17 protein-coding genes are annotated in these 20,656 nt (G+C 56.1%); 4 read left to right on the top strand and 13 right to left on the bottom strand.

From position 1 onward, the window contains the following. Positions 1-13: 13 nt before the first annotated feature. The 5 genes from QMF38_RS10185 to QMF38_RS10165 all read right to left on the bottom strand — a co-directional run bounded on the left by QMF38_RS10185 (position 14) and on the right by QMF38_RS10165 (position 6,018). Complete coding sequence (locus QMF38_RS10185) at positions 14-1,732, bottom strand: glycoside hydrolase family 13 protein (RefSeq protein ID WP_281759364.1); 1,719 nt, start codon at positions 1,730-1,732, stop codon at positions 14-16. A 12-nt stretch (positions 1,733-1,744) separates the two neighbouring features. Further along, on the bottom strand, positions 1,745-2,770 hold the full coding sequence (locus tag QMF38_RS10180; RefSeq protein ID WP_281759363.1) for a LacI family DNA-binding transcriptional regulator: 1,026 nt from the start codon (positions 2,768-2,770) through the stop codon (positions 1,745-1,747). 38 nt (positions 2,771-2,808) lie between these two features. Continuing rightward, on the bottom strand, positions 2,809-3,699 hold the full coding sequence (locus QMF38_RS10175; protein ID WP_281759362.1) for a sugar ABC transporter permease: 891 nt from the start codon (positions 3,697-3,699) through the stop codon (positions 2,809-2,811). Beyond that, entirely contained in the window at positions 3,699-4,664 is a 966-nt protein-coding gene (locus QMF38_RS10170) for a carbohydrate ABC transporter permease (RefSeq protein WP_281759361.1), read from the bottom strand. Before QMF38_RS10170 ends, QMF38_RS10175 begins: the two co-directional genes overlap by 1 nt. A gap of 73 nt (positions 4,665-4,737) precedes the next feature. Continuing rightward, positions 4,738-6,018, bottom strand: coding sequence for a sugar ABC transporter substrate-binding protein (locus QMF38_RS10165; protein WP_281759360.1), 1,281 nt, complete (start codon positions 6,016-6,018; stop codon positions 4,738-4,740). A gap of 345 nt (positions 6,019-6,363) precedes the next feature. Here QMF38_RS10165 and QMF38_RS10160 point away from each other — a divergent pair, with 345 nt between their 5' ends. Together QMF38_RS10160 and QMF38_RS10155 are read left to right on the top strand one after the other, a co-directional pair. Continuing rightward, entirely contained in the window at positions 6,364-7,305 is a 942-nt protein-coding gene (locus QMF38_RS10160) for an alpha/beta hydrolase (protein WP_281759359.1), read from the top strand. Position 7,306: 1 nt separating this feature from the next. Continuing rightward, positions 7,307-8,062 carry a pirin family protein gene (locus QMF38_RS10155; RefSeq protein ID WP_281759358.1) on the top strand — a complete coding sequence of 252 codons (756 nt, stop codon included), beginning with the start codon at positions 7,307-7,309 and terminating at the stop codon, positions 8,060-8,062. A gap of 53 nt (positions 8,063-8,115) precedes the next feature. Here the strand turns inward: QMF38_RS10155 and QMF38_RS10150 are convergent, their stop codons facing one another. Beyond that, positions 8,116-8,733, bottom strand: coding sequence for an NUDIX hydrolase (locus QMF38_RS10150; RefSeq protein WP_281759357.1), 618 nt, complete (start codon positions 8,731-8,733; stop codon positions 8,116-8,118). Between the two features lie 167 nt (positions 8,734-8,900). Here QMF38_RS10150 and QMF38_RS10145 point away from each other — a divergent pair, with 167 nt between their 5' ends. Then, positions 8,901-10,088 carry an MFS transporter gene (locus QMF38_RS10145; RefSeq protein ID WP_281759356.1) on the top strand — a complete coding sequence of 396 codons (1,188 nt, stop codon included), beginning with the start codon at positions 8,901-8,903 and terminating at the stop codon, positions 10,086-10,088. A 74-nt stretch (positions 10,089-10,162) separates the two neighbouring features. Here QMF38_RS10145 and QMF38_RS10140 read toward each other — a convergent pair whose 3' ends face one another. From QMF38_RS10140 to QMF38_RS10120, 5 genes are all read right to left on the bottom strand, one after another. Then, positions 10,163-11,521 carry a hypothetical protein gene (locus QMF38_RS10140; RefSeq protein WP_281759355.1) on the bottom strand — a complete coding sequence of 453 codons (1,359 nt, stop codon included), beginning with the start codon at positions 11,519-11,521 and terminating at the stop codon, positions 10,163-10,165. A gap of 174 nt (positions 11,522-11,695) precedes the next feature. After that, a complete protein-coding gene (locus tag QMF38_RS10135; RefSeq protein WP_269744860.1) occupies positions 11,696-11,824 on the bottom strand; it encodes a hypothetical protein in 129 nt (42 codons plus the stop codon). Positions 11,825-11,913: 89 nt separating this feature from the next. Beyond that, complete coding sequence (locus tag QMF38_RS10130; protein WP_281759354.1) at positions 11,914-13,212, bottom strand: glutamate-5-semialdehyde dehydrogenase; 1,299 nt, start codon at positions 13,210-13,212, stop codon at positions 11,914-11,916. Continuing rightward, entirely contained in the window at positions 13,209-14,336 is a 1,128-nt protein-coding gene (proB, locus tag QMF38_RS10125) for a glutamate 5-kinase (RefSeq protein ID WP_281759353.1), read from the bottom strand. The genes QMF38_RS10130 and proB overlap by 4 nt, the downstream gene beginning before the upstream one ends. 93 nt (positions 14,337-14,429) lie before the next feature. Then, complete coding sequence (locus QMF38_RS10120; RefSeq protein ID WP_281759352.1) at positions 14,430-15,293, bottom strand: fumarylacetoacetate hydrolase family protein; 864 nt, start codon at positions 15,291-15,293, stop codon at positions 14,430-14,432. A gap of 262 nt (positions 15,294-15,555) precedes the next feature. Here QMF38_RS10120 and yicI point away from each other — a divergent pair, with 262 nt between their 5' ends. Beyond that, positions 15,556-17,877, top strand: coding sequence for an alpha-xylosidase (gene yicI, locus QMF38_RS10115; RefSeq protein WP_281759351.1), 2,322 nt, complete (start codon positions 15,556-15,558; stop codon positions 17,875-17,877). 98 nt (positions 17,878-17,975) lie between these two features. Here the strand turns inward: yicI and QMF38_RS10110 are convergent, their stop codons facing one another. After that, complete coding sequence (locus QMF38_RS10110) at positions 17,976-18,182, bottom strand: heavy-metal-associated domain-containing protein (protein WP_040288800.1); 207 nt, start codon at positions 18,180-18,182, stop codon at positions 17,976-17,978. Between the two features lie 64 nt (positions 18,183-18,246). Further along, positions 18,247-20,640 carry a heavy metal translocating P-type ATPase gene (locus tag QMF38_RS10105; protein ID WP_040288694.1) on the bottom strand — a complete coding sequence of 798 codons (2,394 nt, stop codon included), beginning with the start codon at positions 20,638-20,640 and terminating at the stop codon, positions 18,247-18,249. Positions 20,641-20,656: the final 16 nt, after the last annotated feature.

Raw genomic sequence — 20,656 nt, 5'->3', positions numbered from 1 at the left:
TCTGCGCGCCCGCTCATCGCCAAACTGTGATTGCACAACCCTCGCTGAATGCCAAAGCCTGCTCGCCTTGCGCGACATAGGGCTCTGTTTGTTCAGCAAAGAGGACCCTGGCCGTTTTAGGTATTCCCGCTCCAAGGCGGTCGGGCGCCGCAAACTGAACCCACACGCGCTCCCCCGTTTGCCCTTCGCGAACATAGCGCAACAAGCCGGGTTCCGCACGCTCCATCCGCATGAGCCCACCCGCCAAGGCCGGTTCCGAGAGTCGCAGCTTGACCAACCGCTTGACAATGTCCAGCAACGCCTTGTCCTGGCGGTCCTCGTCCCAAACCATGCCTCCGCGGCACAGCGGATCGGCCCCACCTTGCATGCCGATCTCGTCGCCGTAGTAAATCATCGGAATCCCCGGAGCCGTCATCAGCAACGCCATGGCCTGCACGACGGCCGCGACCGATCCGCCGGCCAACGTTCGTATCCGCTCGGTGTCGTGACTCCCTAGCAAATTGAACATCGCGCGCTGCGCCTGCGCGGGATAAGCAAATTGCCAATCCGTCACGCGCTTTGCAAACTCGTCCTCGGCTACCCTGCCGCGCACAAACAAGTCGAGGATGCACTCGCGCAGCGGATAATTCATGACGCCGTCGAATTGATCCCCTTGCAACCAGGGCAAGCTGTTGTGCCATACTTCGCCGATGATCAAGGCATCCGGCTTTGCTCGCTTTACCGTTTCGCGAAACTTCCGCCAAAAGACGTGATCGATCTCGTTGGCAACATCCAGCCGCCAGCCATCGATGTCGCACTCCTCCAGCCAATACTCGGCCACCTTGAGCATGTAGCGCTCGACCTCTGGATGAGCGAGGTTGAGCTTTGGCATATTGCGCAATTTGGTCGCGAACGTCTCATAATTGACCGCTTCGGTGTCAATCTCATCGCCCTCGATAAAAAACCAGTCCCAATAGCGAGACTTGCGGCCATTGCGAATGACATCTTGAAACGGCCGAAAAGAATATCCGCAGTGATTCAATACTGCGTCGAGCACGACGCGCATCCCCCGCGCATGTGCGTCAGCCACCAAGGCTCGTAAATCGTCCTTGGTGCCAAACTGCGGATCTATCTCAAAGTAGTCCGCTGTATCGTACTTATGGTTCGATCCCGCCCGGAAAATGGGGGTCAGGTAGACAAGGCGAATCCCTAATTCATGCAGGTAATCGAGCCGCTGCCGGATGCCTGCTAAATCGCCGCCGTGAATGCTGGTGGAAGTAGGCGTGTCGTACCAACCACACGCACCTTCCGGCGTGATCAGCGGATTGCCGTTTGCAAAACGCTCGGGGAAAATTTGATACGCTACCGTTTGATCCACCCAATCCGGTACGGTAAAGACATCGCGCGGGCAAATGTATGGAATATAAAAGGGCACCGCTTCATCGAGGTCGCGCGTCCACCCCATCTCACCGAACCACTGCGATACGTTCTCAGCCAAAACAACCTCGAATGCGTATTTCAAGCGCCGTGTCGGCACCGGTACATCTGCGACAAAGTAGTCAAAGTGTGTACCTTGCCCCGCGCCTTGCATGGTCAGTACGTCGGTATAGGTGGTCTCATATTTATCTCCGTAATGTACCCTTATCTCCTGCATCTCATAAGGCCTGTGCACCTGCACGACAAGGCGGACAACCTTTTGCCCAAGCGGGTACGCAAAGGGACTATTAGACTGATGCTGCAGACCAATGTCCATCGGGCCATCTCCTTACCCATTGCGCGCTGCGGCGTGAGCGCCGCAGGAATAGCGAATGACCAACTCAAAGTCCACGATTTCCGAAATGTAAGCCGGGCTCCCCGACTCGATCTGTTTCAATAGCAGTTCGGCACAACGCACCCCTAGTTCATGCATGTTGACACGGACGCTCGTCAACGCGGGATTGGCCAATTCCGCCAAGCGAATGTCATTAAACCCGACAATCGCCAACTCCTCAGGCATGCGAAAGCCGAGTTCAGCAGCGGCGCGCATGCCGCCAAACGCGAGTACGTCGTCGGATGCCAGCACGGCCGTCGGACGATCCGACATCGCCAAGAGCCGCATCATGCCCAGATAACCGCCTTGTTCAAGGAAAAAGCTCGATACTTCAAGCCTTGGGTCCGGCTCAATCCCCGCCTCCAGCAGTGCATTGCGATAACCTGTGACGCGGTCAATCGTAACCACCATTTCAGAAGCGCCGCCAAGAAAACCAATGCGCCGGTGCCCGAGGTCGATTAAGTGTTTTGTGGCGCAGTGTGCGGCCTCCACATTGTCGTTGTTCACCCAACTCACAGGAATCGGATCAGCAGGACGGCCGAGCAGCACAGCCGGAAATTTTTGATCAGACACGCGGCGCAAGACCGGATCGCCCGGGCGCGTGCCCAAGAGCAACAGCCCATCGACACGCCGACCACGCACCATGCGGTCGACGACCTCTTCCTCGTCGCGAGCAGACGTCGAGAGCACCGTATCGACGCCGTGCTCGCGCGCCACTTCGGACACCCCACTCATCCACTCGGCAAAGAACGGGTTGACGAAAAACTGATTCATCGAGGGGGGGATCAAAATCCCGATAGCGCCAGTGCTATTGGTCACCAATCCGCGTGCAAACACGTTTGGATGGTAATCGAGTTGTTCGAGAGCCTCGCGCACACGTCGCTTTGTCTCCTCCGATATCCGCGACGAATTCGAGAGCACCCGCGATACAGTCGACGGTGACACATTGGCCAAGCGTGCTACATCTTTGATAGTAGCCATGGCGTTGATCCCCTCTCAAAACGCAAATTAGCTTGTCATTATCCTTTCACCGATCCGGCGACCAAGCCGGTCGTCAAATACTTTTGCGCCAACGCGAACACAGCGGCGAGCGGAACGGCAGACAAAAGCGCCGCAGCGGCAAACTCACCCCAGTTCTTTGCGAACTGGCCGCTAATCAAATTGTACATGCCGACGCCGAGCGTGTAGTTGCTGGGCGACTGCAAGATCGTTCCCGCAAACAGGTATTCGCCGAATGCCCCGACGATCGTCAAGAAGAATATGACGACGAGCATCGGTAAACACAGCGGCAGCTGTACGCGAATGAACCGTTGCCACGTGTTTGCACCATCGATCAGGGCTGCTTCGTCGAGTTCCTTCGGGATTGAGTCCATGAACCCTTTTAACAACCAGACGTTGAACGCGCTGGCCCCCAACATCACCAGAATATAGGATCCAAGATAGTCGATCATGTTCAATTTGGCGAGCGCCGAATAAAACGCCGCGATCGACAGGATGTTCGGAAACATTTGCAACAGCAAGAGCACCATTAAACCGTATTTGCGCCCGTAAAACCGCAGCTTGGAAAACGCGAATGCGGACAGAGCCGTAATGAATGATTGGGCGATGGCGACCGTTAAGCCAACGATCAAGCTGTTGCGCACCCAAACGAGGAACTGGCCGCCTTGAAACAGCGCTCTGTAGTTTGCAAATGTCGCGTGCGCCGGGAAAAACGACACTGAGATGTACGAGTTCGACGGGTCGAATGACGCTGTGAAAACGAACCACATCGGGATGAGCACGACGATGATGACCGCCCAGATGATGACGCGCGATATCCAAAGGCGCAACAGTTGCCCGGGCTGCAAGCCCCGCTTGCGCGGGCGCGGCGAGGTTCCCGCTTGTGAAAGACTGCGATGCGTGACCGCCATTAGGAATCGACCTCCTGGAACGCCCCGGTGTAGCGCATCTGGAGCCAACTGATAAACGCGACGAGAATAAAGAGCAAAACAGCGATGGCAGAGCCGAGATCGTAACGGTTAAACGACAAGGTCATTTTGTATGCGGCTGAAGCCAGAATGTCAGTTTGCCCAAGGAAAGGATTATTCGAATTCGGTGGACCACCGCCAGTCAGCAGGTAGGTCGCGTTGAAATTGTTAAAGTTAAACGAAAACGACGGAATTAACAGGGGCAAGGAAATGCGCCAGACGGATGGCATCGTCACGTACCGAAAGACCTGTGTCCAGGTGGCGCCGTCGATTTCGGCTGCCTCGTATTGATCCGTCGGGATCGACTGCAATGCACCTAGACAAACCGTCATCATATATGGAAATCCAGCCCACACGTTTGCGATGATGATGGCCACCCTCGCCCATGTCGCGTTGGTCAACCACGGAATGCGTGGCAAACCGAAAACGCCGTGGAGCAGGCCGTTGATCTGGCCGTATTGGTCGTTGAGCAGCCCCTGCCAGGCAAGCATTGTGATGAGCGTGGGAACGGCCCAAGGAATGATGAGCAAGGTCCGATATACCGTGGCTTCCCGCATATGCTTGTTATTTAATAACACCGCAAGCGCAAGCCCTACCAAGTAGCTGAAACCAGTGGCACACAACGCGTAAACGATGGTCCAAATGAGCGTCGGTATGAACAAATTCGATAGCGGATCGTGTGGGTTGAGCAGCTCTTTATAGTTCTGCAGGCCCACGAACTGATAGGAAGTAAAATGCATCTGATTGAAATTTGTAAACGAGATATAAATCGTATAGAAGATCGGGACAATACTTAAAACGCATATCGTCACGAGCGCCGGAGATAGATATCCGTACGCCACCCAATCCACTTTGCGGCGCCGCTTGCGAGCTACTGGTGTCGTTCCCGTCTGTGCAACAGCAGCCACGTGTACCACCTCCAGATATAGCAAGAGCCGACCAGCGGGGCGGCCGGCTCCTGAAACAAGCTGTCACGACGGTTTATCCTTGGGCCAAGATGCCCTTTTGGATGTTTTGCACAAAGTCCTTACCGCCTTGTTGCGGCGACACCTTGCCCGCGATGATATTCTGCAGGATGGTGTCCGCTGTCCACACCGCTTGCATTTGTGGGATGTTCGGCATCGGCACCGAGTTTTTCAAAGCCGCCGTGAACGCCTTAAATGCAGGATTGTTTTGTACGGCCGGCGATTTCTGTACACTCACAAGAGCCGGGATCTGTTGTGAATCCGAGAAGTACGTCTTTTGCGCACTCGCATTCGTCAAAGCTTGCACCAGACTCCAGTCCGCTGGCTGGGTCTTGCTCTCCTTGTTGACAAACGCCGTGATCACACCGAGGAACGGAGTCGCAGGTTTGCCGTTTGGCAACGTCGGCCATGGCGTGATGCCGTAGTCGATTTTTGCCTTTTCGATGTCGCCTGTATCCCACGGACCACTGACATACATGCCAATCTTGCCGGCCAAAAACTGCGCCTTGGCGATAGAACCGTTCACGCTTGGCGTCATCCACTTGTATTTGCTGTCCATGTCATGCATCAACGCATACGCTTTGACCGATCCGCTGTTATCAAGACCAATGTCGTTGGGATTTAACGTGCCGTTTGTATCCTTGAACACATAACCGCCCATGCCGCCAATCAGCGCATAATCGAAATACAGGTTTGCCTGATCATACATGAAACCATGCGCATTCGCGTCCTTCACAAACGCAGCCCAGGTGGTCGGTGCTTGTGGCACTAACTTTTTGTTGTAGTACAGAGCCGCAACCTGAACGGAGACCGGCACAGAGTACATCGTGCCATTGACTTTCACGGCATCCAAAGTATTTGCCGCATACGCCTTCGTATTGATAATGCCGTTTGGCACGGACGCCATCAGACCTTCTTCGGCAAACGTCCCGTTGTTGTCATGCGGCATGCCAAACACGACATCGGGGCCTTTGCCCGTGCGCGCCGCCGTCGCGTAAAACTGAAATCCCTTAGGATTGGAGCTTTGGTCGACGACATTGACCGTGTCGCCATGTTGCTTTGCCCATGCCTGCGCGATTTTCTTGACGTCGGTGAGCTGAGGACCACCGGCCCAAGACCAGACGGTGATGGTCTGCCCTTTCGGCAACGTGCTGGCGGCGCCAGTATCGGCTTGGCCTGTGCTGGTGTTTGCAGCATTGGCTGTGTTGGTGCCGCTGTTTGTGCCGCAACCGGCTAAAACGCCGCCGGCTAGCGCAAACGCCGCCACACCCGTCGTGACGATTTGCCACTTTTTCATCTCAAAACTCCCCCTTGAAATACACAACTCTTTTTTCCCTAGGACTGACTGAGATGATGCAAACGTTTGCACGTAGTATACCGCTTACATAAGGCGCGATCAAGAGTCAATTTTGTCTTTCTATATCCACAAATCATTTTCATAACAGGTATATGAATAGCGCGATATCATTTTCTGCAGGAAGACACGTTCTGTTCAAACGTTACCACAGGCACGAACGGTTCGTCGGTAATCCACAGGCAAATGTAACGCTGTGGTCACATTTCTTGTATTCCTGCGACAACTGATACAATGGCGATAGATGTGATGCTCCATACTGAAGGCGCAGTGCAGGAGGTTGCCGATATGTCACTTGATCCAGTGATTCGCGAATTCCTCGACCGCTTACACGCGATACCCACACCCCCACTGACCAATATGACTGTGCAGGAATACCGCCAACGCCAAATGTTCAATTCTGCGCCCAACATGCCGATTGCGGAGACACGCGATTTCGGCATCGCACTGCCGGATCGAACGTTGGCTGTTCGCATGTATCGACCCGCAGAACTGCACCTCCCATCGCCCGCGCTGGTCTTTTACCACGGTGGCGGCTGGGTGCTCGGCGACATCGAATCACATGATCCAATCTGCAGAGTGGTTGCAAATGTGGCCCATTGCGTCGTATTTTCAGTAGATTACCGCCTCGCGCCAGAGCACAAGTTCCCCGCTGCGGTTGCCGACGCGTATGATGCTCTTGCTTGGATTGCAGACCACGCCGCATCCTTCGAGCTTGATCCCGGCCGCATTGCTGTGGGGGGCGATAGTGCGGGTGGTAATCTGGCCGCTGTGGCATGTATCCTCGCGAAGGAACGCAAGACGCCACGGATCGCTTACCAGTGGCTGTTGTACCCGTCGACTGGCTACCACCCCGCGCATCCGCCGGCATCCATCGAAGAAAATTGCGATGGCTATCTTCTGACCGGCGAGCTGATGTCATGGTTCCGAGACCACTATCTGAACAGCCAGGAAGACTTCTTTAATCCATATTTCGCACCCATTCTTTATCCCGATTTAAGTGGTCTTCCGCCCGCCTGTATCGCGACAGCCGAGTACGATCCGCTGCGTGATGTGGGTAAAATGTACGCCGATGCATTGCGCGAGAAGGGCGTACCTGTCATTTATCGCAATTTCGCAGATCTCATTCACGGCTTTGCGCAATTCCACGGTATATCGCCGGGAGCAACCACAGCTTTACAATGGTGTGCGCTAGCGTTGCACGATGCCTTCTACAAGGAGAGACAATAGGATGACTTGGTTAAAATACCCTGGGGGACAGCGCGCAAGCACGATGGGACAGGAGCATGCCCGCGTCTTTCCCACGCGCCACACGCCCTACATCGATCCATTTTTATTGCTTGATCACTTTGCCGTTGAAAAGCCTTACGGCTTTCCGGATCATCCGCATCGCGGCTTTGAAATTTTGACATATGTCCTGGAAGGGGCATTGGCCCATGCAGACAGCGCGGGCCACGAGAGCGTCATACCGGCAGGAGGTGTACAACACGTCGTAGCCGGCAAGGGCATTGTACATTCCGAGATGCCGGGCACCGATGGGATCGACAGTGGATTGCAACTTTGGATTAACCTGCCGCGCAGTGAAAAAGGGATCGATCCGGGTTACGAGGACATCATGCCTGCCGCACTACCGCGCGAACAGATTACCCCAGGTGTTGAGCGCACATGGATTGTCGGTGGATTGTCACCTGTCAAGACGCGCAGGTCCATGCAGTTTGAAGATGTGACCATTGCCGCAGGACAGACACACACGTTGCAGGTACCGACAGGCTACCAAGGATTTATCTACGTTCTTGCCGGCCACGGCTACCTGGGCGAGGATGAAACGCCCATCAACAAAGGAGATCTACTCGTCTTTATGGCCAACGGCGACGTCGAGAGCATGCCACTGACGCCGGTACGCGCGGGAGATGATCTGCGGGCCGTGTTTGTGTTCGGCGAGCCTGTCGGCGAACGCCCCATCTTCAATGGACCCTTCGTAGATTAAGACAGACGCCCGGGGTAAGGGGTACATGTGCTGCATGTGCCCCTTTATTCTCATCATAGAACGTGAAAGTACTGCCAGAGCAAGCGGTAATAATCGGGCTCTCTGTGGACGAGATCAACCATTTGCACCTCACAGACATCATGCGTCCACCCTTCATCGGTCCACTGCGCCCCTTCGAGAACGGCGCTTTGTGACTTGCCGTCGACCAACTCCTTGAAGCTGTTCACCGCAATTCGGTAGAGCCCACTCACTTCATCGGCAGCCACTTGAAACCTGTGCACATCGTGCACGTACCCACAGCGTAGGACGAAGACATGGCTGAATTCATTGTCAATAACGCCGTTCTTACGAAAGTGATGCCTCGCCACGCCAAGCTTGACCAGTTGACTAGGAGAAATCGCAACTCCAAGTTCCTCCTGTAGCTCGCGCACGCCATCCTCCGGCAATTCCCCTGCCGCCAGGTGCCCTGCACAGCTCACGTCCCATTTACCTGGGTTGGTGTCCTTGCTCGGGTGCCGACGCTGTAGCAACAACATGTCTTCCCCAGCGATACAGTCGTACAGCCAACAATGAAACGTCTGGTGCCACCACCCCGCCTCATGCACTTGGGAACGCGGTGCCGTACCTATGCGGTTCATCTGTTCATCCAAGACGTCGAGCAACTCGTCCATCGTGTCACGTCCGTTTCCGTATCCTTTTGTCTTTCATCATAACACGCTGTTCTTATCTGAACCGACGCGCTGGTCTAGGCCTAAGACGCATCTAGCCCCGTGCCCCGAGATGGAGTACGATGGATCACAGTCTCGCAAACGGATTCCCCATCAAGGAGGTTGTTCTGTTGCCTCTCTATGTTTGGCTCGCCTGTGGTATGTATCTCATGAACGGGATGGCAACGGTCGCACTTGGCAGTGTATTACCAGTCTTCATTCACCACTATCAATCGTCCTATATGTTTGGTAGCGATCTCGTCTTTGCACAATTTGTTGGCTATCTTGTCGGCGTCCCACTCTCACCGGTCCTCGTCAAGACGCGTGGCTACCCTGCAGCGATTGCCATGGCAGCAACCGCGACAGGCATTGCAGAAATCGTTTTTGGCGCCCTACCGGCTGTTTGGTGGTGTATTGCGATGTCGTTCATCAATGGTGTTGGCATGGCTCTCTTACAAGCCACCATTTCGACATCGCTCGTCGAGTGGTTTCCCACCAGCCGCGCCGTCGTGATGAGTCGCACCGAGGCTGCTTTTGGGCTTGGTTGTGTGATCACCCCGCTCTTGGCAAGCTGGTTTATCCGCGTCGGCATATGGCGACTGGATTTTTTTGTCGTCGGGGCACTCGCTGTCCTGCTTGCGACGATCACGTTCATGACGCCGATTGTGCAGCCAGAACACCACAGAGGCCCAATCGACGCACCGACCGCAGCCGTGAATATTGCCCGGCGGTCTGAGAAATGGCTGCTCTTTGCTCTCTTTATGTTCGCCATCCTCGTGTACGTCGGCGTCGAGTCGTGCGTCAACAACTTCTTCCCCGCCATTTTTGCGAACCACTTGCACCTCTCGGCAAGCACCGCGTCGCTTTCCGTGAGCTTGTTTTGGATAGCGATGGTCATCGGCCGCATGGCCACAGGTTGGATCATTCGCAGATTGCCATACCGCCCATATCTCATGTTGGCGACCGGTGGTACGCTCGTCGTGATCTTGGCAATCGCGGCGACGCGTTTGCCGTTTGTTGCGTATATCGAAGCATGCGCCACCGGCATCTTCATGTCTGGCATCTATGTCGTCACGCTCGTCTTTGCCAATCACTCATTCCCGGAGATGACCGCCCTCGTCACGCGCCTTGTCACCTTTTTTGCCGGAATTGGCGGCGCCATCGTGCCTACCGTTTTCGGTTGGCTGATCACGCGTTCCAGCACTGTTGTCGCGGTACTTTGTCTCGGCGCCTTTGCTGCCATTCTGTTGATGACCATCGTCACCGCAAGTGCCTTTACACGATCGCGATCGCGCCTGTCACAAAGCACCGCTGGATGAACGAGCAAAGGGCGGTCTCCCGCCCTCTGCCACCTTACCGAACATACTTGGCATGTGCCTAGACTGTCCTGCATCTATGCCAGCAGAATTGCGACGACCGTCGCCACCGCCAAGCCGCAGATGACGGGAACGAAGTTGCGGCGCGTCAACTCCTCCGGATCGCACCCTGTCACACCTGCAATGTCGAGTACGCCCCACGGAACCAAGGTGCCACCACCGCTCCACACGGAGCCCATCTGACCGAGCGCAGCAAGCACGGCCACGTTCGCACCAATCGGCGTGCCTAACGCTTGCGCCAATGTCCCTACCAACACGAGACCGGAAAAGCCCGAGCCGTCCAATCCTGCGATCACGCCGACTAGCACGATAATAATCGCCACCGGCGCAACCGAAAGCGGCACATGTGCGGCCAGGGCCTTGCCAAGATCGAGCAGGAAACCAGGCGCACCATTGCCTAAGATCTGCGGCGAAACGTCAGGAGAGCCCATAAAGAAAAATCCTGCGATAGGGATAACCGGCGCGAAGACGCGGATCGAGAAAATAAACCCATCCTGCAGGAACGTCATGACCGCGGCTGGGGCCTTTAGGCCGTACTCCAAAATCGCGATCGCAAGGAATAATAGAAGTGCCACACCGCCAATGAATGCGGTTGCGTCACCGCCCCGCAAAGGCAGGAGAATGGTGGTCAATATCGTCGCCAGAAAAGCCAATGGCACGACGACGGCGGCAAATTTGGCGGCAGCGCCAAACTCGGTGCGCACCTGCGCCGCCTGCACTTCGCCCACGGATAGCTTGCCGCGGCGCATATCGCGACGCAAGAACAGATAGCCAAGCACCGTGCTGACCACGCCTGTTGCCAACACCAGCGGCACGCTCGCCTGCAGTACCGAAGTCACCGAAACACCTGCGGCCGAACTGGTCAGCTTGGGTGCACCTTGAATGACAAAGTCACCGGAAAGTGCAATGCCGTGGCCGAACAGGTTCATCGTCATGGCCGCGCCAATCAGCGGCAAGCCTGCACGCATGGCAATCGGCGTCATCAGCGGCGCGACCATCATCGTTGCCGGTGTCGGCCAGACAAACAGCGAGACGGCACCTTTGATCAGCCCTGTACCCCAAAAGGCGACGCCAGGCGTTTTAACGGAGTTGCGAAATGGCCGAAGCAGGAGTTGGTCCGCCCCAATCCGCTCCATCAAGCGCAACAGCGCGACCATCAGGCCAATGATGATGATGATCCCCAAGAGGTTTGTTGCACTCGCCAAGTTCGCATTGTACAGCGTCTGCAACCCTTTCACGAAACTGTGCGTGTACACCCAGCCGATGGCGAACGTACCCAACACACAGATGGGTATGACGCCTTTGCGCAGAGCCATCCCAATGATGACCAGGACGACCACAGCCAGGTAAATCCAATGTGAAGGCGTAAGATGCATGCCATGCCCCCCCAACCCGTATAGGCTGATGTTGGGGCATCATATGGCGAGCGCTGCAACAGGGTTACGAGTTGCACGCGGCAATTTGCGATGGACGTGCTGGTATGAAAACGGCGGGCCGCTCACTCTGGCGGCCCGCCGTTTTCTGCGTGCGATGTACGCAACACTTACCGCTTAGTACATGCCGCCTGCACAGCTACAGCTGCTTGCAGCGACACCGACAGCCGGTACTAAGAGGAAGAACAATACGAAGATAATCAAGAACACCACTGCCCAGCGCGTGTATCCACCAAATGTACCCATGAACCAATTCCCCTTTCGGTTAGGAATGGTCCATCGTACGTCCGCATTTGTATCGACACAACCGACAAGGGCCGTGACCTTTTACACACTTACTTGCGCACTTGTCCGTCTCCGTGCACGACGTACTTGTAACTCGTCAATTCACGCAGTCCCATCGGCCCGCGCGCGTGCAATTTTTGCGTCGAAATGCCGATCTCGGCACCAAACCCAAACTCAAAGCCATCGGTGAAGCGCGACGATGCGTTATGATACACCACCGCCGCGTCCACCCTCCGTAAAAACTGTTGAGCCGCTGCCTCGTCTTCGGTCACAATCACTTCCGAATGCAAGGTCCCATAGCGCTCAATATGCGCAATTGCGTCGTCCAACGAATCCACCACGCGGACGGCGAGCGTCAGTGCGAGATACTCAGTCGCCCAGTCCTCCTCGGTTGCATGTTTTACGCCATCCGTGAGGCCGGCTTCGGCTAGCACTGCATACGCACGCTCACACACGCGCAACTCGACACCTTTGGCACGCAGAGCCTTGGCAGCCTGCGGCAGCCAGACCTTTGCCACGTCCTGATGTACCAAAAGCGTTTCGGCGGCGTTGCAGACAGACGGGCGATGCGTCTTCGCGTTGACGACAATGGGCGTGGCCTTGGCAAAGTCCGCCGCCTGATCGACATACACATGACAGTTGCCGACGCCCGTTTCGATGACCGGCACGGTGGCGTTTTCGACGACGCGCCGAATCAAACCTTCGCCGCCGCGCGGGATGGCGAGATCGACCAAGCCGCGTGCACGAATGATGAAGTCGACCGTTTCGCGCTCCGTCCGCTCAATAAGCAACACGGCATCGCTTGGCAAACCGGCCGCCGCGATCCCCCGGTGCAATGCCCGCACAATCGCCTGATTGCTTTGCAACGCCTCGCGCCCCCCCCGCAACACGGCCACATTGCCGGTCTTCAATGCCAACCCAGCCGCGTCGACCGTGACGTTTGGGCGAGCTTCGTAAATCATCGCGACAACGCCCATCGGCACGCGGAGCTTGCGGATATCCAGGCCATTCGGGCGCACAAAGTGCTCCATCTGCTCCCCCACTGGGTCCGGCAGTTCAATGAGAGCCTCCAGCCCAGCCACCATCTGCTCGATCCGCCGCTCATCCAGGGCAAGCCGGTCGATCCGCGCTTCCGGTTGCCCTGCTTCGCGAGCCGCGGCGACGTCGGCCGCATTCGCAGCAAGGATTGCCGCGCGATCCGCCCACAGGGCCTCCCCCATCTTGCGCAGGGCGTCATTTTTCTGTTTGGTCGGCGCAATGGCCAGCGTGCGCTTCGCCGCTTGGGCGCGCCGAAGCACGTCGGCGACCGCTTTCTGCAGCTCCAGCGCGCCATCGAAAATCTCCGTCATCTCGCATTCGCCTCCATCACGAGCACCATGTCGTTGCGGTGTACCACTTCGTGCACGTTGTGCAAGTCCTCACCGGATCGGCGGCGCGCCAGCAAATCGTCGAGATCGCGAGCGGAAAAACTCGTGATGCCCTTGCCCACCGGATCGCCCTTTACGTTTTGCAGAAGAATGACCGCTCCTTCTTGGAAGTCACCGGTGACCGAGACAATGCCAGGCACGAGCAAGCTCCCTCCGCCTGTGAGCAGCGCGTGCACGGCGCCGGCGTCAATGGTTAGTGCACCTTCTGGCTTCGGCGCGTGCATCAGCCACGACTTGCGCAGGCTCACCGGTTGCGCAGCCGGCAAAAAGCGCGTCCCCACAGGCTCGCCGGACAAGGCGCGGCGCAACACATCGGGTGTCTGTGCGCTGGCGATCACGACTTCGACCCCCGCCTGTACCGCCGCCTTGGCAGCGGTCATTTTCGTGCGCATGCCCCCCGTGCCGACGGCACTGCCCGCACCCCCTGCCAGCCGTTCGATCTCGTCCGTGATTTCAGCGACCTCATCGATGCGCGTTGCCTCCGGATGTGTGCGCGGATTGGCCGTGTACAGACCATCGATGTCGGTCAGCAAGACGAGTTTATCCGCCTCTGAGACCAACGCAGCAAGGCCCGCGAGTGAGTCGTTGTCGCCAAACCGGATTTCCTCAACGGCCACCGTGTCGTTTTCGTTGATGATGGGTACGATCTCATGTCGCAGCAAGGCCTGCACCGTGTTCCGAATATGCACAAACCGCTTGCGATCTTCGACATCCGCGCGCGTCAGCAGCAACTGCCCCACATGCAGACCCTCTCGCGCAAACAGCCGCTCATACTCCTCCATCAGCGCCGTCTGCCCAACCGCCGCGGCCGCTTGCTTCTCCGGCATCGAGATACGGGCACGCTGCCAGCCTAGCTTGCCAAGCCCTGCAGCAATCGCACCCGAAGACACCAGCACGACGTGCCAACGCCCTTCTCTTTGTAGCTCTGCGATCTGCTTGACCAACCGTTCCATCTTCGCGACCGACAACACCCCAGCGCCATCTGTCAAGGAACTCGATCCGACTTTCACGACAGCCCGTTGCCGACGCCTCGCTCCGATACTCATTGAACTTCGCCTCAACTTGTTTGTAGTGCTGGAATCCACAGGGTGTTTGTTCTCAAGCTGTTCCTCATCAGCTAGGTTTCCATGACCGAGTAACTAGCGCGCAAGGCGCGTACATAACCGTCCAAGCCCATCAATTTCACAGACAATCTCGTCGCCGGCATCCAACCAGCGCTGTTCTGCCATACCGAGAATGACCCCTTCCGGTGTACCTGTATAAATGAGGTCGCCCGGCTCGAGCGTCATGACCTGCGACAAATCCGCAATGACTTCTGCAACGCTGAAAATCATGTCGGCCGTCGTCGAATCCTGGCGCAGTTCCCCATTTACCCAGGTACGCAGGCGCAAAGCCTGCGGGTCTGGCACTTCGTCCGCCGTCACCAGGTACGGGCCAAGCGGTGCAAATCCATCAATGGCCTTGCCGTACAGCCACTGGCTATTGCGCATCTGCAAGTCGCGGGCACTCAGGTCGTTGCCGACAGCGTACCCGTACACTGCCCTTAAGGCGTCCTCGACGGACACCTGACGGATGCGCTGTCCGATCACGGCGACAAGTTCAACCTCATAGTCACATTGCTTGGCAACTGGCGGAATCGTCACCGTTTCCCGATGCCCAGACAGACTGTTCGAAAATTTGGTGAAATATACAGGCGATGCCGGAATCGCCATGTTCGACTCCACGGCGTGCTTGCGATAATTGAGCCCTACGCAAATGATTTTATCTGGATGGGTAACAGGCGGCGCAAACACGACGTCATCCACAGATAGGGCGACACTTCCTTGCGCGTACACTTGCCGAAGTTGCGCCGTGGCCTGCTCGCCCCCTGCCAGCGCAGCCATGACACTCAAAGGCGCCTCGACACCGAGTGCATGCGCGCTGGCTGCGACGTCGACGACATGGTGGTCACGCACCAGCCCTAAACGGACGGCTCCGTCCTGGTAAAACGAACATAGTTTCATGATCAACGGCACCTGCCTTTTCGTTCAGATTGCCGAAATAGAATGGCTTTCAACCATTGTACCAAAGCCCACACGCTGGAACGATATGTGACGTGTCAATTTATGGAGTGTGCAAACATTTATGCGTCGGAAAACTACCAAAAACGGCCGTCATCATGATCAAAAATCGCAAATTCCCCGCAAAAAGTTTTGATATAATCCCGACAATCTAAACAATTTGGACTCCGCCATCGGCAAAGTCTGAACGCTTGGAGTGACCACCATGAAATTCAGCGACGGCAACTGGCTCAATCGAAAAGGGGTTTCTGTGCACAACCCTGCGCTCGTTCATGACGCCGTGATCGAGCAGAACGCAGTAACGCTGTACACACCATGTAAGCCCATTCACCACCGCGGGGCCACTTTGGATGGGCCCTTGTTGACCATCCGCTTATCTTCGCCGATGAAGGATATCATCCGCGTGCAGGTACAGCATTTTAAAGGAAAAAGAGATCCAGGGCCGGCATTTCAGCTTCACGAAGAACCATGCGCGATTGAGATTGCCGAGACAGAAGATACCATCGAGATGACTAGCGGTTCTCTTAAAGTTCGGGTACAGCGCAATCCATGGTCGATGTCGTTTATCAATGACCGCGGCCTCCTTACCCAAAGCGGCAACAAGGGCTTGGCATACGTGATCGACAACGGCGTTGCGCACATGCGGGAACAGTTGGGCTTGTCGGTAGGCGAGTGCGTGTATGGTTTGGGTGAGCGTTTCACCTCGTTTGTGAAAAATGGACAGACGGTGGACATATGGAACCGCGACGGTGGCACAAATTCGGAACAGGCATATAAAAACGTGCCTTTCTACTTGACCAATCGCGGATATGGCGTATTTGTCAACCATCCCGAGCTGGTTTCCTACGAAGTTGGGTCCGAGGTTGTCTCGCGCGTGCAGTTTAGTGTCGAAGGCGAATCACTGGATTACTTCGTCATCAACGGGCCGACGCCCAAACAGGTGCTTGAACGTTATACATCGCTCACAGGCAAGCCTGCCCTGCCCCCCGCTTGGTCGTTTGGCCTGTGGCTGACCACATCATTCACCACCAATTACGATGAACAGACGGTCAATCAGTTCGTCGATGGCATGGCGGATCGCAAGATTCCGTTGCGCGTGTTTCACTTTGACTGCTTCTGGATGAAAGAATTTGAATGGTGCAATTTCGAATGGGATCGGCGGGTCTTTCCAGATCCCGAAGGGATGCTCTCGCGGCTGAAGGCCAAGGGCTTGAACATCTGCGTCTGGATCAATCCATACATCGCACAAAAATCACCGTTGTTCGACGAGGCGGCTGCTCTTGGCTACTTGCTGAAACGGTCGAACGGCGACATCTGGCAATGGGACCTATGGCAAGCAGGCATGGGCATCGTAGACTTCACCAACCCCGCGGCGTGCGCTTGGTTTGCAAACAAGTTGAAGCGGCTCATCGACATGGGCGTCGACTGTTTCAAAACAGACTTCGGCGAGCGCATTCCGACAGATGTCGTTTACTATGACGGATCGGACCCGCTGAAGATGCATAACTACTACACGCATTTGTACAATCAGGTGGTCTTTAACACGCTTAAACAACACGTTGGGGAGCACGACGCCGTCGTCTTCTCACGATCCGCCACGGCTGGTGGTCAACAGTTTCCCGTGCACTGGGGCGGCGACTGCAGCGCGACCTACGAGTCGATGGCCGAAAGTCTGCGCGGCGGGCTGTCGCTCACGCTGTCGGGTTTCGGCTTTTGGAGCCACGACATCGGCGGATTCGAGGAGACGTCGACGCCGGATTTATATAAGCGCTGGACAGCGTTCGGCCTGCTCTCCAGCCACAGCCGACTGCACGGCAATGCATCGTACCGCGTGCCATGGATTTACGACGAGGAGGCCGTTGACGTCCTGCGCCATTTCACAGAACTCAAGTATCGCTTGATGCCATACCTATACGCGGCCGCCAAAGAAGCGGCTTGCACAGGCATCCCCGTGATGCGTGCCATGTTGCTTGAATTCCCGGACGATCCCGCATGTGACTACCTGGACCGGCAATACATGCTCGGCCCATCACTGATGGTGGCACCCGTGTTTCAGGAGGACGGCTTCGTTTCGTATTACCTTCCACACGGAACATGGACGCACCTGTTGACTGGCGAAGTGGTTGTGGGCGGCTCGTGGCGACGTGAGCGGTATGATTATTTTAGCCTGCCGCTATTTGTGCGGGAAAACTCGATTTTGCCCTTCGGGTCACGAGTGGATCGCCCTGATTACGAGTTTGCAGATGGCGTCGAGTTTCACGTGTTCCAAGTGCAAGAGGGTGCTGTGGCGAACTTCACATTGTATGGAGCCGCTGGCGACACTGTGGGATCGCTCATTGTGCAACGGCGTGGAGGCGTGATCGAGCTGGTTCCAGACGGCCTTGCAAAGCCGTGGACCGCTTGTTTGCGCGGAGCATCTGCTCAAGTGGCAACAGTCGACAGTGGAACCGTGGAACAAACGGAACTTGGGCTACGGGTTACGCCGGGCCATCCATCGCACGGTGTGACCATTCGGCTACAGGTTTGAACGGACAACCTGACGGTATGTGCCGAATGGTAACGATACTGAAAAACATGGCCCGGTTGAATGTCGGGCCATGTTTTCATTCGAGCTTATAACGCACTTTAGGCAACGTCGTAACCAGCGTCTTCAATGGCTTCCTTCAATTGCTCCACCGTTACCTGTGTATCGTCAAAGGTGACGGTCGCCTGATGTTGTTCCAAGCTGACGTCGACGTTTTGCACACCTGCAATCGCGTGCAACGCCTTGGTGACGGACTGAACGCAGCCCGAGCAAGTCATGCCTTGGATGGCGATGGTTGTTGTAGCCATGCAATCCCCCCCTTTCTTGCCTTCCTTATGTTCGATGAAAGGTATGATCGCGAAGCTCTCGGCTTCAATAACCATCCCCCTTCATCGCGAGATGGGCGCGCTTGAGCAGAAGACTGTTGGATACGACCGATACGGAGCTGAGTGCCATCGCAGCGCCAGCAATCATAGGACTCAACAGACCGATAGCGGCAAGCGGGACACCAAGGATGTTGTAGAAAAATGCCCAGAACAGGTTTTGGCGAATCTTTCTCATCGTCAGGCGCGAGAGCAAGATGGCACGAACAACGCCGTACATCTCGGATCGCACGAGTGCGATATCTGCAGCTTCGATGGCGACATCTGCACCCGTACCCATGGCGATGCCGATATCCGCCGCCGCCAACGCAGGGGCATCGTTAATCCCGTCGCCCACCATGGCCACGATTCGACCTTGCTCCTTGAGCTCCTTGACTTTCGTCGCTTTGTCCGCAGGCAGAACACCCGCGATGACCCGCTGGATCCCCACCTGACTCGCCACCGCATGTGCCGTGCGCGCATGGTCTCCCGTGATCATCCATACGTCGATGCCCATACGAGTAAGTGCCTGCACAGTCCTCTTGGCATCTGATTTAATTCGATCCGCGATACCGAGGACACCCGCGAATGATCCGTCGATGGCAACGCAAACCACGGTCTTCGCCTGTTCCTCTAAATTGGCAACCATCGTCGGGTTAAGCCCTGCGATACCCTGTTCCTCAAGCCAACTGATCTGACCAATCAAAACTTGATGTGCCTCGACGGTACCGACAATGCCACGCCCTGGAATGGCCTCAACGCCAGTTGCAGCTGTATCCGCAATACCGCGCAGATTGGCGTACTCGGTCACCGCTCTCGCAAGGGGATGTTCGCTTTGCGCTTCCAACGCCGCCGCAAATCGGATCAATTGGTCGCTATCCATTCCTTCTGCAGGAAGGACATCCGTTACACTAGGTTTGCCTTCCGTGATCGTCCCCGTTTTATCAAGAATCACCGCATTCACCTTGTGTGCCAGCTCCAAGTGTTCGCCGCCCTTGATCAAGATCCCGAACTCTGCCCCAAGGCCTGTTCCCACCATGATCGCGGTCGGAGTCGCTAAGCCTAGTGAACACGGACAAGCGATAACCAGTACCGCAACGGCCGCCAGGAGCGCGTGGCTCCATGTGCCAAACAGACCCCAAAGAAGAAACGTCACGACCGCAACACCCAACACCGTTGGCACGAAAATACCTGAAATCTTGTCGGCCAACCGTTGCACGGGCGCCTTCGATCCCTGTGCCTGATCGACGAGTCGGATGACTTGTGCCAGTGCCGTGTCGGAGCCCACGCGGGTTACCTGCATTGTGAATGCATTCAACTGATTTACGGAGGCACCGTAGACTGGATCGCCAGCTGTTTTGCTTACCGGTACGGACTCACCGGTCAGGAAGGATTCATCGATGCTGGGAGAGCCTTCGACAATAAGGCCGTCGGCGGGTACTTTCTCCCCCGGACGGACGCGCAATACGTCGCCAACACGCAATTGCTCAACAGCTACGTCCACTTCCTGACCGTCGCGAATCACATGGGCCTCTTTTGCAGCAAGGCCAGCGAGTGACTCCACGGCAGACGCCGATTGTTGTTTAGCCCGCGCCTCCAACAACTTACCCATGAAAATAAGCGTGATAACGGTTGCCGAGCTATCGAAGTACGTATCCGAATGACCCAAGGCAGCCAGGATTGTGCTGTACACGTAAGCGACAGATGTCCCCAAGGCCACCAGGACATCCATGTTTGCGGCACCACCACGCAGAGAATGATATGCACCTTGGTAAAATCTCCAGCCTACGTAGAACTGTACAGGCGTCGCGAGGGCAAAACTCAACCAAATTGGCAAAAAGGCATGCCCGCCAGCCAGCATCACAAACATCTGGATGACAAGCGGCAGTGTCAACACGACCGAGCCCCAGAACGTATATAAATCGCGGCGATACCTTGCTTGCCGGCGACGGCGTTCGTCAACTTCATCGACGTTTTTCATCGCAACAGCGCCATACCCAGCCTTTTCAATGCGTGCAATAATGCCTTGCTCGTCGATCAGGCCAGGAACAAACGCTACGGTGCCCTTTTCGGACGCAAGGTTCACCTGTACAGACGCCACGCCGTCAGCGCGGCCCACGACCTTTTCAATGCGCGCCGCACAGGCAGCACAGGTCATACCAGCAATTTTGAATTCTGCTGTCCTCAAAGGAACGGCATAGCCGGTTTTTTCAATTCGTTCTTTGACGGTACGCCAATCCATCCCTGGACCAACCACAACCATCGCTTTTTCCGAGGCGAGATTGACATGACATGACTGTACACCGTCTAAACGTGAAACCGTCTTTTCTATGCGTGCTGCACACGCGGCACACGTCATGCCCTCGACGGGCAAGACCAGTTCTTTTGCCCCTTGTTCCCCCATCATCAAGCACCCCCTT

This window comes from Alicyclobacillus hesperidum subsp. aegles (genome assembly GCF_027923525.1).
Lineage (GTDB): Bacteria > Bacillota > Bacilli > Alicyclobacillales > Alicyclobacillaceae > Alicyclobacillus > Alicyclobacillus aegles.
The sequence above is the reverse complement of the archived record's forward strand: the minus strand, read 5'-3'. Positions and strand labels throughout refer to the sequence as shown.

Excerpts from the sequence above, each read along its gene's own strand:
- QMF38_RS10185 (WP_281759364.1), bottom strand. The coding sequence starts at position 1,732 with ATGGACATTGGTCTGCAGCATCAGTCTAATAGTCCCTTTGCGTACCCG.
- QMF38_RS10180 (WP_281759363.1), bottom strand. The coding sequence starts at position 2,770 with ATGGCTACTATCAAAGATGTAGCACGCTTGGCCAATGTGTCACCGTCG.
- QMF38_RS10175 (WP_281759362.1), bottom strand. The coding sequence starts at position 3,699 with ATGGCGGTCACGCATCGCAGTCTTTCACAAGCGGGAACCTCGCCGCGC.
- QMF38_RS10165 (WP_281759360.1), bottom strand. The coding sequence starts at position 6,018 with ATGAAAAAGTGGCAAATCGTCACGACGGGTGTGGCGGCGTTTGCGCTA.
- QMF38_RS10160 (WP_281759359.1), top strand. The coding sequence starts at position 6,364 with ATGTCACTTGATCCAGTGATTCGCGAATTCCTCGACCGCTTACACGCG.
- QMF38_RS10155 (WP_281759358.1), top strand. The coding sequence starts at position 7,307 with ATGACTTGGTTAAAATACCCTGGGGGACAGCGCGCAAGCACGATGGGA.
- QMF38_RS10150 (WP_281759357.1), bottom strand. The coding sequence starts at position 8,733 with ATGGACGAGTTGCTCGACGTCTTGGATGAACAGATGAACCGCATAGGT.
- QMF38_RS10140 (WP_281759355.1), bottom strand. The coding sequence starts at position 11,521 with ATGCATCTTACGCCTTCACATTGGATTTACCTGGCTGTGGTCGTCCTG.
- QMF38_RS10135 (WP_269744860.1), bottom strand. The coding sequence starts at position 11,824 with ATGGGTACATTTGGTGGATACACGCGCTGGGCAGTGGTGTTCTTGATT.
- QMF38_RS10130 (WP_281759354.1), bottom strand. The coding sequence starts at position 13,212 with ATGACGGAGATTTTCGATGGCGCGCTGGAGCTGCAGAAAGCGGTCGCC.
- proB (WP_281759353.1), bottom strand. The coding sequence starts at position 14,336 with ATGAGTATCGGAGCGAGGCGTCGGCAACGGGCTGTCGTGAAAGTCGGA.
- QMF38_RS10120 (WP_281759352.1), bottom strand. The coding sequence starts at position 15,293 with ATGAAACTATGTTCGTTTTACCAGGACGGAGCCGTCCGTTTAGGGCTG.
- yicI (WP_281759351.1), top strand. The coding sequence starts at position 15,556 with ATGAAATTCAGCGACGGCAACTGGCTCAATCGAAAAGGGGTTTCTGTG.
- QMF38_RS10110 (WP_040288800.1), bottom strand. The coding sequence starts at position 18,182 with ATGGCTACAACAACCATCGCCATCCAAGGCATGACTTGCTCGGGCTGC.
- QMF38_RS10105 (WP_040288694.1), bottom strand. The coding sequence starts at position 20,640 with ATGGGGGAACAAGGGGCAAAAGAACTGGTCTTGCCCGTCGAGGGCATG.